This window comes from Bradyrhizobium jicamae (assembly GCF_018130695.1).
Taxonomy (GTDB): Bacteria; Pseudomonadota; Alphaproteobacteria; order Rhizobiales; family Xanthobacteraceae; genus Bradyrhizobium; species Bradyrhizobium jicamae_B.
Window position 1 is genome coordinate 120,833 of sequence record NZ_JAFCJX010000019.1, and the last position, 15,567, is coordinate 136,399.

Genomic DNA, 15,567 nt, shown 5'->3' on the forward strand with positions numbered 1-15,567 from the left:
CAGGAGGCCGCTGTGGGTTTTGGCCTGGGCCCAATCGAGAACAGCTTGCGATATCCCGTCGAGGGCGTCGAACCGCTCGATCGACGGTTCACGTACAAGATCGGAAACGCACCGATCGAACGTCTCGCAACGGGCTTTGGATGGGTGGAGGGACCTGTCTACTTCGGGGACAATGGCAGTCTTCTCTTCAGCGATATTCCAAACAACCGCATTTATCGCTGGCTCGAGGCGGATGGACATCTGGGAGTATTTCGAAGCCCTTCGAATTATGCGAATGGGCATACCCGCGATCGCAATGGGCGCCTTGTCAGCTGTGAGCACCTTAGACGAGTCACTCGCACCGAGCTGGACGGGACCATCACCGTCCTGGCGGACCGGCATGAGGGAAGACGCCTCAGCTCGCCAAATGACGTGATTGTGGCCTCGGACGGTGCGGTGTGGTTCACCGACCCCGGGTACGGCATCGACAGCGACTATGAGGGCGTCAAGCAGGAAGCCGAGCTTCCCCGGGCTGTCTACCGATTGGATCCCGCCGGATCGCTCAATGTGGTCGCTGACGATTTCGTGCGGCCCAATGGCCTGGCTTTGTCTCCGGACGAATCGCGGCTGTATGTCGTCGACAGCGGGATAACGGACGGCGGCCCGTCGCATATCCGCGTCTTTGATGTGGTCGACGGACGCTTGAGGAACGGCGCGGTGTTCGCCGACGACTTCGCTCCGGGGTTCACCGACGGACTGCGCGTCGACCTTCATGGAAACGTCTGGTGCAGTATGGGGTGGGCTGATCCCGCCGAAGATGGCGTCCGCTGCTACTCCCCCGAAGGCGCCTTGATCGGAAAGATTCATCTGCCGGAGACCTGCGCAAATGTTTGTTTCGGGGGGCGTCGTAAGAACCGGCTTTTCATGGCGGCGAGTACGTCGATCTACGCGGTGTGCCTCAACACGACGGGTATTTGACGCGCGCCGAAAGTGCGACGGGACAAGACGAGGAGATTTGAAGTGCTTGTGGGAAAGGTTGCTATCGTCACGGGAGCCGGCAAGGGAATGGGCGAGATCCATGCCCGCGAATTCGCAGCGCAACGTGCAGCAGTGGTCCTCACCGATGTCGACACGGAGAATGGTCGTCGTGTTGCCGACGAAATATCAGCGTCCGGCGGCAAGGCAATTTTCGTCAATCACAATGTGGTTGACGAAGCGGCGTGGAGCAACGTCGTTGATCAGGCGGAGCGAACCTTCGGATATGTCAACGTGCTCGTCAATAATGCAGGAATATTCATCCGCGAGGCGATCGAGAAGCTTTCCGTCGCGGACTTCCGAAGGCTGTACGAGGTGAACGTCACCGGTGCGTTCCTCGGGTGCAAGCTGGTCGCCCCCAGCATGAAGCGGGCGCGCGGAGGTTCGATCATCAACGTGTCATCGGTGTCCGGAATCGTCGCGAACATGCCTGGCATGACTGGTTACTCCGCAACGAAAGGAGCTATTCGTATGCTCACCAAGGCCGCGGCCGTCGACCTGTGGCAGCACGGCATCAGAGTGAACTCCATACACCCGGGCACGATCAGGACACCCCTCAATGAGAATTACTTCTCTGACCCGGAGAAGACGCGGCTCATCCTGGGAAGCACGCTCATGGCAAGACCCGGAGAGTGCTCGGAAGTATCGGCGGCGCTCACGTTTTTGGCGTCCGACGGATCGAGCTACATGACGGGTTCCGAATTGGTGGTCGATGGCGGTATGACTGCGGTTTGATCTCCACAGTTGAAGGCCTGCCGGATATCAGCCTCAGCCAGAACGCGATCAAACCCCGAGAGAAGTAGGTTAAGGCTCAAAATGCCCTTTCAATCGCAGGGTTCACCAGGCCTGATCGACAGGAGTGACAATGACCTCGTTGATTGCGACGCTTGGCGGCTGGTTCAGCGCGAAAACCACTGCTTAGCGCGACGCGCCGGTGATGAACCATGTCTTCATGAGATGCTCCTCAAAATCCTGGAGGGAAGCCGTCTCAGACGTAGAAGACGGAGTAGCGGAGGTGGACGACGCCATTGCGCCGCATTTCGTTCGCGCTGATCGAGAGGCGAACACGGTCGGCAAGCCCGTCGGGACCGGCCTCGAACAAGGTCCGACCGCCACGGCGCCCGCCGATCGCAGGGAAGAGAAGCAGGCTGATCTCGTTGACCAGCCCGGCCTTGAAAAACGTTCCGTTGGTGTGGCCGCCGCCTTCCAGGAGCAAGCGCCTGATCCCGAAGCGATCGGCGAGGATCTCGAGGACTGCGGCAAGGTCGATCGTCTCGTCTTCGGCGACGATGTAGGAGATGCCGTCGGCGGCGAGCTCCGCCAGATGCGTGTCCGCCACATCGCGGCCGAGAACCATGATGATCGGCGCGCCGTAGGTCTCAGGGCTCGTCCAGTGGAGTGTGCCATCCTGATCGATCAGGATGGCGTAATCAACGGCACCGGTACGGGCGACGTGGACCGGCCTTCCGACCCCGCCATGATCGCTCGGTGGATGGGGCTCGCCATCCGCGAACTCTTCACCGACCGCGCGCCCGGCGATCCAGGCATCACATTCGAGCTCCTCGTGCACCCGGTCATATTCGGCAACCAGATCGTCCGACGAGCGGCCCGTCGACGGGCTCTACTGATCGACGACGAGCTGACCGTCGAGCGGGCTCATCATGTGGCAGATGACGTAAGGCTTCATGTTTCCTCTCCTGAAGGGGCAGCACCGCGCATCAGCAGCACCGAGATTGTCATGATCCCCAACCCGCCCGCCGCCAGCGCGGCACCCACGAGGCCGGTCGACGCCCAGCCGTAACCGGCTGCGATCGCGAGCCCGCCCGCCCACGCGCCGATCGCGTTGGACAGGTTGAAAGCCGAATGGTTCATCGCGGCGACCGAGGACTGCGCGTGGCGTGCAACGTCCATAAGCCGCGCCTGAAGCGCAGGCACGAGCGCCAAGCGGATGCCGATCATGAAGAGCGACGCGCCGGTCAGGATCGGGTTGGGTGCGGCGAGAAAGAAGAGCGCGAGGAACACGATGTTCCAGACGATGATGCCGACAATCGACGGGATCAGCGCCCGGTCCGCGAGCCACCCGCCGGTGATTTGCCGACGATCATGCCCAGGCCCCACAGCGCGAGGAACAGAGGCACCGTGCCCTTGGCTACGCCGGTTTCCTGAACAAGGGTTGGCGTGATGTAGCTGTAGACAGCGAACATGCCGCCGAAGCCGATCGTCGCAACCGCGAGCGTCAACCAGATCTGCGGGCGGGGGAAGGCCGACAGCTCGCGCCGTGGACTTGCGTCCTCGTCCGCTTCGATCACGGGAATAAGAATGCGGCAGCATCACCAAAAGCAAGGCACCGCCAACGGCGACTTGTCCGAAAGCCGACCGCCAGCCAAAGCTCTGGCCGAGCCACGTCATCAGCGGCACGCCGACGAGGTTCGCAGCGGCAAGCCCCAAGATGACGCGGCCAATCGCCTGCGCTGGGAGGGCGGCGCCATGGCTGCCGCGACGATCGAGGCCGTCCCGTAATAGGCGCCATGGGGGAGCCCCGCAACGAAGCGCGCAGCCGCGATGCCGAGATAGTCCGGAGTGACCGCGGAGGCGAGATTGCCCACCAGTACGATCGCGGCGAGCAGCAGGAGCAGGTTGCGCTTCTCCATGCGCGACGTCGCAACGGCAAGGACCGGCGCGCCGATAACGACGCCGAGCGCATAGGCGCTGATGAATTGCCTGCCTGTGGGATGGAGACGCCGGCCGACTGCGCCATGCCCGGCAGAAGTCCCATTGCGGCGAACTCGCCGGTTCTGATAAAGAGGCCACCCAGACCGAGCGCGATCTGCGCGAGCGCCACGCCGGGGCGGCGACAACCTTGTCCTGTATCATGATCCTTGTCTTTCTCGTGCTGCCCGGATCACAGACCAAGCATGTCCCGGGTTTGCGCGACTGAAGCCACTCGCGTCCCATGGCGCGTGACAGATTGGCGATGAACTGGATAACGGCGCCATTATCCGGGCAGCCGAGTTCCGGCCAACCATAGTCGCCGAGGCCGGCCGAGACGTGGCCGTCGCGCTCGATTGCGAGCGCGGCTTGACTGGTCACGTTCCCGATCTTGTTCGAGACGGACCATTCGAGCGGTCCGCCGGGAAGGAAGCGAAGATGCGCCTCCAGGCCGTCGATAGTGCCCGGGTCGCCGCCCAAAATACCGCCACCCGTCAACTCGAAGACGAGCCAGGCAGGGGCGTCGACGAGGCCAATCTCACGAAGTGCCTCGAACATACGCGTGAAGGGGACAGCCCAACTGACGAACTGCGGTTTGACGCCAAGCGTGCGCAGCCGTTCGGCGAAGAAGCGCAGCGTCCCGGTGCGGTTCACATAGGTCCGGTCGCCGGAGCGGAACCCGCCGTCCTCGAAGCGGTCGATGTTGGTGCTGCCGCTATCAATCGGCGCGATATCGGAACGTGTGGCGGGATCGCCCGCCAGCGCCTGGATATGCCTGATCCGACCCTCATCCTGCCCGCCCGCAGTGATCTGACCGAGCGTTGGATAGACCAGGATATCGCACCGCTCGCGGACGGCGCGGATCGCCGCTGCATAGGTTTCGGCACGGTGGTCGGGTGAGCCATCGTCGTGACGTGCGTGGAAATGGACGACGCTGGCGCCCGCCCCGCAAGCACGCGCCGCAGCTTCGCCGATCTCCATTGGCGAGAACGGGATGTGCCTGTTCTCGCTGCGCGGCGTGTACTCGTTGATCCGAGCCTCGATGATGAGCGGTTTGCGCGCCATCGCTGGTGGCCTACTTCTTGTCGGTCCAGCGATGCTGCGGCTGATAGCCGAGCACTCGCTTGGCCTTCTCGTTGGAGATGACCGCCTCGTTGCCGCTGAATGCCTTGCGGCGCTCGATATTCGGAAAATGCTTGTCGAGCAGCTCGGTGGTCGGCGTCCGCATCACCGTCTCATCGTTGGTGATGAAAAACTCGTCCTTGCCGCGGACATCATGTTCGATCGCCAGCGCAACCGCCTGAGCTACGTCGCGATTGTCGATGTAGGTCCAGAAATTCCAGAGACGCTTGGCGGAGTCGTCCTGCCACTCCTCGAACCCCTCATACTCCTCGGGGTTCATGACATTGGAGAGGCGAAGGCAAGTGATGCGCATCTCGGGATCGTTGAGACAGAACTGGCGTGCCATCTCCTCACCGAGCACTTTAGTCAGCGAATAGACGTTGTAGCCCCGCATCGGATAGGATTCGTCGACGGGGACGTAGGGAGCGGCGGTCTTATCGTAGGGTATGCCAGTGGCGACCTCGCTCGCGCTCCAGATGACGTTCTTGATGCCGAGACGGCGCGCGGACTCGAACACGTTATAGGTCACCATCATGTTGATGCGCAGCTCTTCGGCATCCGGCTTCATGCGCGGGTGGGGCATGCTGGCCAGATGCACGATCGCGTCGAATGCCTTGGGCTCCGCGCGAGCATAAGTATCGGCGCCGATCGACGATAGAGCGTCGAGCGCTTGGCCGAAGTCGGTGAGGTCGGCGCGAATCGCGGATTCCTTCGGATCGGATGGCGCGATGTCGTCGATAAGGAAAACCTCATAGCTCTTGTCCCGCAGATAGGGGACGAGGACCTTGCCGATCTTACCGAGTGCGCCGGTGACGGCGACACGCTTGCCGTTAGCCATTGTCTATCTCCGAGTGTGCTCGGGGCCGGAATGTCGTTCCGGAGTCCACAACCCGTTAGAATGGCATCCGATGCGAAAATTGCGCTCACCACGCTGTGCGATCTGGCTCACACACCGCATGGCCACGTGGCGCTTTGATTCGCGAGGGCGCCCCATCACATGCGTGGCGGTCCATCGACCCTAGGAAGGGAATTGTGGGTTAGGGATTGTGCTTTCTTGATCATTGGACTGTTGAGCGCCGCTGCACAATGGGTCGTACCGCCAGGTTTTTGACCTGGATTTGCGTCGCAAATGGCGAGATTTGTCTGCCGCCCTGGAATTCGTGCGATATCCAGCTCCAAGTGCATGATCTGGCAATCGAGGCTCGATGAAATTTGTTTAAAGCAAGCTAGTACAACGAGCCGCGAGCGATTGACGGTCTCAGGTGGCGCGCATTAATGTATGCATTAAGGGACGCAAAGATCCTGTCGTTGCATTTGGGCGCGGCCCATTCTTGGGAGGGATCACCATGTCTAGCCTGATTAAAAACCTTAGCGCTGCGATAGCTGCTTCTGTCGCAATCATGGGCTTGGCCATAGGCCCGTCGACGGCGGCGGATGTTGCTGCGGCATTGAAGGAGATCGAGGAGCATCCCGCGTCCGGTCCGCACGGGGAAAAGCCCGTTCTCGCCAGCGATCTGGGGCTAACCACGGAGGAGATCGCAAAGATCAAGTCGATGAATGCGACTGCGGCCATCGTCATGCACTACACGGCCTCCGATTGGGCGAAGGCGCAGATGGCGGGCCAAAAGGCTGCTCTCGATATGCTCGGAATCAAGATCATCGCTGTCACGGATGCCGGCTACAAAGCCGAGCAACAGGTCTCCGACATTGAGACGGTCATGGCCCGCAAACCGAACGTGATGATTAGCGTTCCTGCTGAGCAAAACGGCACGGCAGCCGCGTACAAGCGTGCGGCGGCTTCCGGCATCAAGATCGTGTTTCTCGACCAGACCGGCGCCGGAATGTCCCCTGGGACGGAGTATGTGAGCCTCGTGTCTTCCGACAATCGAGGCATGGGCAAGGCTGCGGCGCTGCTTATGGCGCAGGCCCTGAACGGAAAGGGCAATATTGGATTGCTTCCGCACGCTTCCGACCTGTTCGCGACCGTCGAGCGCGTCATGGGGTTCAAGGAGGCGATCAAAGCCTACCCTGACATCAAGATCGTGGCCGAGCAGGGCGTCGGTGGCCCTGACTTTTCCGGTGAGTCCGAGCGTATCGCCTCCGGGATGCTGACCGCCCATCCTGAACTGAACGGGATTTGGGCTGTCTGGGATGTGCCGACAGAAGGCGTGCTCGCTGCGGCGCGCACCAGCGGACGCGGGCCAAAGGATCTCGTAATCACGACCTGCGATCTTGGCGTGAATATCGCTATCGACATGGCGAAGAACGGTTACGTGAAGGGGACGGGATCGCAGCGGCCGTACGGCGCAGGCTATGCGGAAGGCATTTTGGCGGGCTATGCCCTGCTCGGCAAGTCAGCGCCGCCCTATGTCGTGCTTCCCGCACTGGCGGTGACCAAGCAGAACTTGATTGCCGGCTGGCCATTGTCCAATGGGACGCCGCCGCCCCAGGTGGTGACGGACGCCTTGAAGTAGGACCGGTGGGCCCGGGAGTTCGTCTCCATATGTGAGCTATGGGTCATGATCGAAGCCAGCAACGCGGTCGAGATGACCGGCATCAAGAAGTCGTTCGGAGGGCTGCACGTCCTCCGCGGCGTCAACTTCGCGGTCAAGCAGGGAACGGTCCACGCGCTGATGGGTGAGAATGGCGCCGGAAAGTCGACGCTGCTCAAGATACTTCAGGGAATTCTGACGCCGACCGAAGGCTCGATAACCGTTTTCGGTCGGCAGATGAATAGCTTTAGTGCCGCGACATCCCGCGCGTTCGGTATCGGGATGATATTTCAGGAGCTCAGCCTGATCCCAAGTCTGACCGTCGCCCAGAACATCTTTCTGGCTCGAGAGCCGAGAAAATTCGGGCTTTTCGTCGACGATCGTACGGCGTGGGACCGATCGAGGGTGATCATGTCCGAACTGGGCATGGATGTGGATCCGGCGACGCCTGTTCAGAAGCTCAGCACTGGCCAGATGCAAATGGTCGAGATCGCGAAAGCGATCTCGCAAGACGCTCGCATCCTTATTTTGGATGAGCCGACATCCGCGTTGACCGGCGTCGAGGTCGAGCGTCTCTTTTCTCTTCTTAAACGGCTGTCCGCGGATGGGGTCGCGATCGTCTACGTGTCGCATCGGATGGACGAGATATTCGAGATCGCCGAGGAAGTGACCATCCTCAGGGATGGTCGGAACGTCGCGACCGCTCCATTGCGTCAGTTGGAAATCCAGGACGTCGTCGAGCATATGATCGGCAAGCGGGTTGGAAGTTTCAGTTGGCGGCCGCGTTCGGTCGACCGCACGCGTAGCCCGGCTCTCGAGGTTCGATCGGTATCCGGGGCGAATAAGCCGATAAACGCCTCTTTCGAAGTTCATGCCGGTGAAGTGCTCGGCATTGCAGGGCTGTTGGGTTCCGGCCGCAGCGAACTGGCTCGGGTCATGTTTGGTATTGATGCAATGACCTCGGGCGAAATTCGAGTGAAAGGCCAAGCTGTCAGAATTCGCAGTCCACGTGAAGCGATGGAAGCTGGAATCGCCCTCATACCTGAAAGCAGGGCTCGCGAAGGCCTGATCGCAGCGCACATCATACGCACAAATCTCAGTCTACCCCGGTTGGGCGACCTTACTCGTGGACCGTTCCTCGACGGCACGAAGGAAGCCGCTTCTGCGACTGGCTTGATCCAGCGACTGCGCATCAAGGCAACTTCTAGCTCGGTCCCGGTGCGAACACTCTCGGGCGGCAACCAGCAGAAGGTTGTGCTGGGGAAATGGTTGGCCATGAACCCCGAGATACTCATCCTGGACGAACCCACGGCGGGCATCGACATCGGCAGCAAGACGGAAATCGTCGATCTCATCCGCGAACTTGCGGATGAGGGACGAGCCATCATCATCATTTCTTCCGAGCTCGCCGAACTTCTGGCGGTTAGCGATCGAGTGCTCATCATGAGCGACGGACGCATTGCCCGCGAGGTGTCCAGGGAAGAGATTTCCGTGGCGGCCGGCGAGCCGAACGGAAGTGCAGACGAAGGAGTGCAGATCGCCAAGGCGGAGCACAACCTTCAAGTCCTTATCCAGGAGGTGCGGCTCAATGCTCCGGCGTACTGATGGAAGTGGAACTGCGGCGACCCAGCGAGGTCCGCTGGCTATAACGAGAGGCGGTTCCATTGTCTCGGACTGGCGACAATACGTCGTCTATATCGGGTTCGCGCTGATTTTCGTGATCTTCGCGATTACGCTGAGTGATCGCGGCTTCCTGTCAGCCAATAATCTACTCAACATCGCACGACAAACCGCGATCATCGCCATCATGGCGATGGCCATGACCTTCGTGTTGTGCGCCGGGGAGATCGATTTGTCGGTTGGAGCCATTGCAGGCCTGGCTTCAGTGACCTCTGGCCTCGCTCTTAGCCGTTACGGGCTTGCACCTGCCATTGCGGCCGGACTCTGTACCGGTCTCCTTGTGGGAGCCGTGAATGGAAGCTTGACCGCCTGGATCGGCATTCCTTCGTTTCTGGTCACGTTAGGTATGATGGGCTTTGCCCGTGGGCTTGGCATGTGGATGAGCGGAACCTCTCCCGTGCCGGTGATCGATGACACCTTCATCGCCGTTTTCGGATCAGGGAATATCGGCCCGGTCCCAATCCTTGTATTGTGGGTCGTGATCCTCGGCGCGCTGGCTCATACGGCCCTGCGAAAGACCCCCTTCGGACGAAAGATCCTGGCCACCGGCGGTGGTGAGACCGCAGCGCGCTACAGCGGCATCAGGACAAGAACCGTCAAGTTTCAGGCGCTTCTGCTGACCGCCACGGCGGCTTCCGTCGCCGGTATGCTTTACGCGGGACGCCTGCACTCGGGGCGCTTCCAGTTGGGCGAGGGCGATGAACTGTCGGTTATCGCCGCCGTCGTTCTTGGCGGCACCAGCCTGTTCGGCGGAGCCGGAACGGTCATCGGATCAATCGTTGGGGCGCTGCTGATCGGCGTTATCAACAATGGTCTTATTCTGCTTGGGCTCGACTTTAGTCAGCAGCTCATGGCGCGGGGCGTTCTCATAGTTCTGGCGGTGGCCTTGGGCCGCAGCCAGCGCGCGTGACTGAGCAGAAACTCCAAAAAAGAAGGGCTATCGCATGACCTTGGTCATCGTCACTGGTGGAAGCGGCAAGCTCGGCCGAGCTTGCGTAAAGGATCTCTTGGATCACGGCTACAACGTGGTCAACGCGGATGTCGCACCTCCTGCGGTGGACCTTTGTCCTTTCGTGCAGGTCAATCTCACGGATCTCGACCGCACGATAGAGCTGCTTTCCGGCATGGAATGGTATCACAATCGCGGAGTGGACGCAGTCGTTCACCTCGCTGCCGTTCCAATGCCCGGAGTTGTGGCTATCAGCGAGGTATTCGGTATCAATACGGCCAGTACGTATAATGTCTTTGAGGCGGCGCGGCGCCTTGGCATACGCAATGTGGTCTGGGCCTCAAGCGAGACCTTGCTCGGTCTGCCATACAAGGATCCGCCGCCATATCTTCCAGTCGACGAAGACTATCCGGCGAGGCCTGAGACGGCTTACTCGCTCTCCAAAGCGGTCGGCGAAGAAATTGCACGTCAGTTTTGCCGGTGGGATCCCCTGCTGAAGATTGCGTGCCTGCGGTTTTCGAACGTGATGGATCCGGCCGAATACGCGCAATTTCCGTCCTTCGATCCGGAAGATCGAAAGTTCAATCTGTTCGGTTACATCGATGCACGTGATGGGGCTCAGGCCATTCGATTATCGCTGGAGGCGGATATGAAGGGGGCAGAAGTCTTCGTAATTGCCAATTCCGACACGGTATCGCCGACGTCGAGTGTCGAGCTCGCACAGAAATATTTTCCTGGCGTACCGTTCAAGAGGAAGATTAGCGGACATGAGACGCTGCTTTCCATAGACAAGGCACGTCGAGTGCTCGGCTATTCGCCGGAGCATAGTTGGCGGCCGGCTCAAAAATAAGGGTCAGACAAGAACTTCTCGTTCAAAAAGTCGGGGCGCCGCTTTTGACTGAGATGAAATGGGGTCACCTATCCACCCAACCATTTCGTTTGTAGCCTTGTGCTGGCACGCCGTAGCCTTCCGACGTCCAGCCTAAACTAACAAACCGCGTTCATTGGGAGGAGCAAATGGAGTCAAGAAAGACTCGTTCGCAAATGAGGCGCCGGGATCTCGTCAAGGGAGCGGCCTTGGTGGGCGGTGCGGCGTTGACCGAGGTGGTTGCTACGCGCAGCGAAGCCAAGGAACCGAAGTCCGATAAGCAGGTTCCGTCGTATTATCGGTTTGCGTTGGGGGAAGCACAGGTCACTGTCGTATCGGACGGACCGCTGCCCCTTGGAGACCCGAGCGAAAGCTTTCTGGGGGTGCCGAAGGAGGAAGTCGTGCGGATGCTCGACAAGAGCTTCCTTCCGACAAAGGAGGTCGTGCTCGAGCAGAATGCGCCGGTTGTCAACTTTGGAAACAAGCTGGTCCTGTTTGACACCGGAATGGGATCACTCAAGCAGTTCGGGCCGACCACGGGGCGCCTGAGGAGCAGCCTCGCCGCTGCCGGAATTGCTCTTGAGGACATCGACGCGGTCGTCTGTTCGCACGCGCACTGGGATCACATCGGTGGTATCTGGGGGGACGATAACAAGCCGACCTTCCCGAACGCACAGATCTACATCAGCCAGACCGACTACGACTTTTGGACTGACAAGAGCAAGCTCGGCGGTGATCTCGATGGTCTGGTCAAGGCGGCGATCCATAACCTGCCGCCCGTGCGCGATCGCATCGTTTTCTTCAACGACGGCGAGCAGCTTCTGCCGGGAGTTCATGCGATTGCATCGCCCGGTCACACACTCGGTCATCACTGCTTCATGATCGAGTCGGCGGGGAAGTCGTTTTGCTATGTCGGGGATCTGACACACCATCCCGTGCTGCTGTTCGAAAAACCTCGAATGGAGTTTCTGTTCGACACGGATTCCAAGCTGTCGGTGAAATCACGTGTGAGAGTGCTCGATATGTTGGCCGCCAACAGGACGCCGCTGATGTCATATCACTTCCCTTGGCCCGGCCTTGGCCACGTAGGGAAGGATGGTGACGGCTTCCGCTATTATCCTGAGCCAATGCACATGTCGTCTCTTTAGCTTGCGGGTAGGTCAAGTCGGGCACCGCCAGACATTGACCGGACCTATCAGCGGAGCTCAGCCGCCGGTCTAATGGCGCCTGACAAGTTGGTCGGTGATACCGACCGAACAAGCGCGCAAGCGCTCCTCCCGAGACTGGCCCGGCCCTAGAGGTCGGGCCCTTTTTTAGAATGAGTATTGAAATGACCGATCGACGCCTTCTCCTTCGCGCCGTTCTAGATGCTGCGATCGCCGCCGCCCATCCCAACGTCATACTGGTGCCTCATCTTCCGGCAGCTCCGGAGGGCCGTTTGATCTGTCTCGCAGCCGGCAAGGGGGCCGCCGCCATGGCCGCAGCGGCCGAGCGGCACTACCTGGATGTGTTCAAGTTTGATCCGGATCGACTGATCGGCATTGCGACGACCCGGCACGGTCATGGCGTGCCGACGAGATGCATCGAAGTCGTTGAGGCCGGCCATCCGATGCCAGACGAGGCAGGACTGGAGAGTACGGAAAGGACGCTGCGACTCGCCCAGAGTGCCCGAGAGGAAGACTTGGTCTTGGTGTTGCTGTCCGGTGGCGGCTCCGCCAACTGGATCGCTCCTGTTGACGGCATTACCTTCGTTCAGAAGCAGCAACTGACGCGTTCATTGTTGCGCTCCGGCGCACGCATCGACGAGATTAACATCGTCCGCAAACACCTGTCGCATATCAAAGGTGGACGCCTCGCGCGTGCCAGCAGGCGGGCTGAGGTCGTGGCGCTTGCAATCTCCGACGTGCCATTCGACGATCCGTCTTCAATCGCGTCCGGACCGACCGTACCGGATCAGACGACGCTCGCGGATGCGCGAGCGGTAATCGAGAAATACGACCTCCTGCCAGATGACGCGATTCGTCGTGCCCTCAGTGATCCGCAAAACGAGAGCTGTAAGCCTAATGATCCGTGTTTCGCCAGGACGCGCCTGGAGCTAATCGCAAGGCCACGAGATTCGCTGGCTGCAGCGATTGCTGCAGCAAGGAAAGCTGGTTACGAGATCATCGATCTCGGAGCTGATCTTGAAGGTGAGGCGCGTGATGTCGCGGCCAATCATGCGCGCCTGGCGCTACAAGCTCGGTTGGAACGAAAGCGCGTCGCCATAGTGTCGGGTGGGGAGCTAACGGTCAGCGTTCGCGGCAATGGGCTCGGCGGACCCAATCAGGAGTATGCACTCGCGTTAGCCATCGGGCTCAACGGCGAGAGTGGCATCGCAGCTCTTGCTGCAGATACCGATGGTGCAGATGGCGGCAGCGGAGCCGCGTCAGATCCTGCCGGCGCCATCATTGACGAGCGGACCCTTAGTAGGGCCAAATCGCGAGGCCTCGACGCTCGGTCGTATCTCGGCAACAATGATGCAAGCGCCTTCTTCGCAGAGACTGGCGATCTGCTGCAGACGGGTCCAACGTTGACGAATGTCAATGATCTGCGGGTAATCCTGGTGGAGTAGCCGCTGCCGTCGCCTGGCCCATTCGGAGCGGAACGGCATGCGATCATCCGCGCGTTCGACGTGCCCCTACGTTTCAGTCTCGCGTAAAGCCTGCGACATCCATTTCCGGAACGTGGCGATCTTCGGTACGTTGGTGCGAGAGCGGCGGTATACCAGGCTGTGACACAGCATACGAGCGCCATTCGGTCCGAAAGGCATGACCAGGCGACCGCTTTCGAGCTCGCGTTGGACTAGCAGTCGGCTCTCCAAACAAACACCGAGGCCGTCAACGGCGGTGCTGATGGCCATGAAAGAGCGGTCAAAACGAGGGCCGCGCTCTAGATCCAGCTCGAGCTTTGCGTCATCCGCCCAGTGCTTCCATCGGTAGAGGTTGACCTCGGAGTGGATCAAGACGTGCTTCTTTATGTCGCCCGGCGTCCGAATCCGCGATGCGCCTTTCATGAGCTTGGGTGAGCACAACACGACGATCGTCTCGAGCGGGAAGGAATCAACCCCGAGGTAAGCTGCAGGCACGAAGGTGCCGTATCGAATATCGATGTCGACGGCATCGCCTCCGAGATCGGCAGCGTCGCCCGACGCATTCAATCTCAAATCAATTTCCGGATTGAGCGCGCCGAATCTGGAGAGCCGTGGCATCAGCCACTGGCTCGCAAAACTCGGGACCGAATGTATCGTCAGGATGTCGCTTTTGCCTTTTCTCGCGACAGTCTGGCTTGCGGCTTCAATTCGCCCGAGCGCCTCGGATACTTCGTCGGCATACCTTCGACCGACGTCGGTCAGCATGACCGCGCGGTTGATTCGATGAAAGAGCTGTACGCCCAAAGTGGTTTCCAGTGATCTGATTTGGTGGCTCACGGCGGAGGGCGTCACCATTAATTCGTCCGCGGCGCGAAGGAAGGAGCCAAGACGCGCGGCGGCTTCGAAAATCTGAATGGCGCGCAAGTGGAGCAGGTGGGTCATGGTTCACATGAATACAGATCATCTAACTTGGACTTTAATTCCTTTGTTGGGGCCGGGCAAGGTTACTAGGCTCAAGCGATAGAGAATGCGGACAGACAACCGCAAGATCCGGAGGTACGCCCACTGTGCTCTCATTGCGAGAGTCCTCCGCTCCTTCTTGCTCGGTCAGCGCTCCCTTCGCGAAGGCAGGGAGGCCGCGTGCTCGAAAGGAATACGAAGGGACACCATTGCGATATGAGCATGACGCGGGACAGCAAGAGCACGGATCCATCCAAGGCAATCAACATCGGGTTTATCGGCCTCGGATCCATGGGCTCAAGGATGGCCGCGCATCTCTGCGCTCGCGGCTATCGCGTGAGGGGATACGACGTCAGAGCCGAAGCTCGCGCCGCTTTCGAAAAGGACGGAGGTATCTGGGCCGATGCGGCGAAGGATACCGCGCTGGGAGCGGATTTTCTCGTGCTCATGGTGGTGAACGTTGCCCAGGCGGAGCAGTTGCTGTTTGAGGCGGGCGTTCTTGATGCTCTGCCAAAAGAAGGCGGCGTTGTGCTCATGGCGACCTGTCCAGCGGCGGACGTCGAAAGAATATCAAAGGCGGTCGCCAAAACCGGCCGCAGCTTCGTCGATGCTCCCGTGTCCGGAGGAGTCGCGGGTGCCGCCTCAGCTACGCTCACCATCATGGCGGCTTGCAGTAACGAAACGTTTTCTCGCGCGGAGCCGCTTCTTCAGGCGATGGGAGACAAGGTGCATCATGTCGGGTCGAGTCCTGGGCAGGGGGCGCTGGTAAAGACAATCAACCAGCTCCTGTGCGGCGTGCATCTGGCGGCAGCTGCAGAAGCGGTCTCGCTCGGTGCGCAGGCCGACATAGATCCTCAGATACTGATCAACATCTTCTCTGAATCCTCGGCGTCCAGCTGGATGCTGCGCGACAGGGGCTCCCGCATGATCGCGGGCGAACCTCAGGTGACGAGCGCCATCGATATCTTCGTCAAGGACCTCGGAATCGTCCTGGATGCCGGCCTGCGTCTGAAAGCGCCGACCCCGCTGGCGTCGATCGCACAGCAGATGTTCTTGGCGGTTTCAGGCCAAGGCTTTGGCCAGGTCGACGACAGTCAGGTCGTAAGAGCGTATCGCGCAATGACCGGCATGTCGGGAAGGTGAG

At 60.2% G+C, this 15,567-nt stretch carries 13 protein-coding genes and 1 pseudogene; 9 read left to right on the top strand and 5 right to left on the bottom strand.

All coding sequences use genetic code 11. The features are described 5' to 3' along the window. Positions 1-12: 12 nt before the first annotated feature. Entirely contained in the window at positions 13-957 is a 945-nt protein-coding gene (locus JQ604_RS26310) for an SMP-30/gluconolactonase/LRE family protein (protein ID WP_349631147.1), read from the top strand. Positions 958-999: 42 nt separating this feature from the next. Beyond that, a complete protein-coding gene (locus JQ604_RS26315) occupies positions 1,000-1,749 on the top strand; it encodes an SDR family NAD(P)-dependent oxidoreductase (protein ID WP_212363527.1) in 750 nt (249 codons plus the stop codon). A gap of 253 nt (positions 1,750-2,002) precedes the next feature. Here the strand turns inward: JQ604_RS26315 and JQ604_RS42040 are convergent, their stop codons facing one another. The 4 genes and pseudogenes from JQ604_RS42040 to JQ604_RS26330 all read right to left on the bottom strand — a co-directional run bounded on the left by JQ604_RS42040 (position 2,003) and on the right by JQ604_RS26330 (position 5,683). Next, on the bottom strand, positions 2,003-2,584 hold the full coding sequence (locus JQ604_RS42040; protein ID WP_349631148.1) for a dihydrofolate reductase family protein: 582 nt from the start codon (positions 2,582-2,584) through the stop codon (positions 2,003-2,005). Between the two features lie 838 nt (positions 2,585-3,422). Then, positions 3,423-3,872, bottom strand: coding sequence for an MFS transporter (locus tag JQ604_RS41680; protein WP_249158674.1), 450 nt, complete (start codon positions 3,870-3,872; stop codon positions 3,423-3,425). 139 nt (positions 3,873-4,011) lie between these two features. Continuing rightward, positions 4,012-4,788, bottom strand: a pseudogene (locus JQ604_RS41685) (3-keto-5-aminohexanoate cleavage protein); the annotation flags it as partial. 10 nt (positions 4,789-4,798) lie between these two features. After that, positions 4,799-5,683 (bottom strand): NAD-dependent epimerase/dehydratase family protein, encoded by an 885-nt coding sequence (locus JQ604_RS26330; RefSeq protein ID WP_212363529.1) that lies wholly within the window; start codon positions 5,681-5,683, stop codon positions 4,799-4,801. Positions 5,684-6,191: 508 nt separating this feature from the next. On the opposite strand from JQ604_RS26330, the gene JQ604_RS26335 reads away from it, so the two are divergent. From JQ604_RS26335 to JQ604_RS26360, 6 genes are all read left to right on the top strand, one after another. Then, positions 6,192-7,319 carry a substrate-binding domain-containing protein gene (locus JQ604_RS26335; protein WP_212363530.1) on the top strand — a complete coding sequence of 376 codons (1,128 nt, stop codon included), beginning with the start codon at positions 6,192-6,194 and terminating at the stop codon, positions 7,317-7,319. Between the two features lie 45 nt (positions 7,320-7,364). After that, positions 7,365-8,942, top strand: a complete 1,578-nt coding sequence (locus tag JQ604_RS26340; RefSeq protein ID WP_212363531.1) for a sugar ABC transporter ATP-binding protein — start codon at positions 7,365-7,367, stop codon at positions 8,940-8,942. After that, positions 8,926-9,927 (top strand): ABC transporter permease, encoded by a 1,002-nt coding sequence (locus tag JQ604_RS26345; RefSeq protein ID WP_212363532.1) that lies wholly within the window; start codon positions 8,926-8,928, stop codon positions 9,925-9,927. The genes JQ604_RS26340 and JQ604_RS26345 overlap by 17 nt, the downstream gene beginning before the upstream one ends. Positions 9,928-9,961: 34 nt before the next feature. Continuing rightward, the gene (locus JQ604_RS26350) at positions 9,962-10,816 is read left to right on the top strand and encodes an NAD-dependent epimerase/dehydratase family protein (protein ID WP_212363533.1); all 855 of its coding nucleotides are present in this window, start codon (positions 9,962-9,964) and stop codon (positions 10,814-10,816) included. A 167-nt stretch (positions 10,817-10,983) separates the two neighbouring features. Continuing rightward, complete coding sequence (locus JQ604_RS26355; RefSeq protein WP_212363535.1) at positions 10,984-11,982, top strand: MBL fold metallo-hydrolase; 999 nt, start codon at positions 10,984-10,986, stop codon at positions 11,980-11,982. A 182-nt stretch (positions 11,983-12,164) separates the two neighbouring features. After that, positions 12,165-13,445: a glycerate kinase type-2 family protein gene (locus tag JQ604_RS26360; protein WP_212363537.1), complete on the top strand. Its 1,281-nt coding sequence runs from the start codon at positions 12,165-12,167 to the stop codon at positions 13,443-13,445. Between the two features lie 66 nt (positions 13,446-13,511). Here JQ604_RS26360 and gcvA read toward each other — a convergent pair whose 3' ends face one another. After that, complete coding sequence (gcvA, locus tag JQ604_RS26365) at positions 13,512-14,405, bottom strand: transcriptional regulator GcvA (RefSeq protein WP_212363539.1); 894 nt, start codon at positions 14,403-14,405, stop codon at positions 13,512-13,514. A 240-nt stretch (positions 14,406-14,645) separates the two neighbouring features. Here gcvA and JQ604_RS26370 point away from each other — a divergent pair, with 240 nt between their 5' ends. Then, positions 14,646-15,566 carry an NAD(P)-dependent oxidoreductase gene (locus JQ604_RS26370; protein ID WP_212363541.1) on the top strand — a complete coding sequence of 307 codons (921 nt, stop codon included), beginning with the start codon at positions 14,646-14,648 and terminating at the stop codon, positions 15,564-15,566. Position 15,567 lies beyond the last annotated feature (1 nt).